Origin of the sequence: Streptomyces djakartensis (assembly GCF_014651075.1) — a bacterium.
Lineage (GTDB): Bacteria > Actinomycetota > Actinomycetes > Streptomycetales > Streptomycetaceae > Streptomyces > Streptomyces djakartensis.
The window spans coordinates 1-624 of record NZ_BMWE01000075.1 but is presented as its reverse complement, the minus strand read 5'-3'; the positions used below and the strand labels follow the sequence as shown (position 1 = coordinate 624).

The following is a 624-nucleotide window of genomic DNA, read 5'->3' as shown; positions in this document are numbered from 1 at the left end:
GTGGGCGCCGAACTTGCGGTCCGCCTCCAGGGCGAACAGGGCCGCGGCCAGGACCGGGAAGGCGAGCAGGACCAGCACACCGGTCAGCAGCACGTTCCAGGTGAAGATCGGCATGCGGAACATCGTCATGCCCGGGGCGCGCATGCAGATGATCGTGGTGATGAAGTTGACCGAGCCGAGGATGGTGCCGAAGCCGGAGAAGGCCAGGCCCATGATCCACATGTCGGCGCCGATGCCCGGGGAGCGGATCGCGTCCGAGAGCGGGCTGTAGGCGAACCAGCCGAAGTCGGCCGCGCCCTGCGGGGTGAGGAAGCCACCGACCGCGATGAGCGAGCCGAACAGGTACAGCCAGTAGGCGAACATGTTCAGCCGCGGGAACGCCACGTCCGGCGCGCCGATCTGCAGCGGCATGATCCAGTTCGCGAAGCCGGCGAACAGCGGCGTCGCGAACATCAGCAGCATGATCGTGCCGTGCATCGTGAACGCCTGGTTGAACTGCTCGTTCGACATGATCTGCAGACCAGGCCGGGCGAGCTCGGCGCGCATGAACAGCGCCATCACGCCACCGATGACGAAGAACGCGAACGACGTCGCCAGGTAGAGCGTGCCGATCGTCTTGTGGTC

General features: G+C 66.2%; 1 protein-coding gene. It reads right to left on the bottom strand.

Features of this window, described 5'->3' with window-relative positions; translation table 11 throughout:
- On the bottom strand, window positions 1-624 hold a 624-nt coding region (locus IE212_RS34530), incomplete at both ends, for a cbb3-type cytochrome c oxidase subunit I (RefSeq protein ID WP_190201939.1).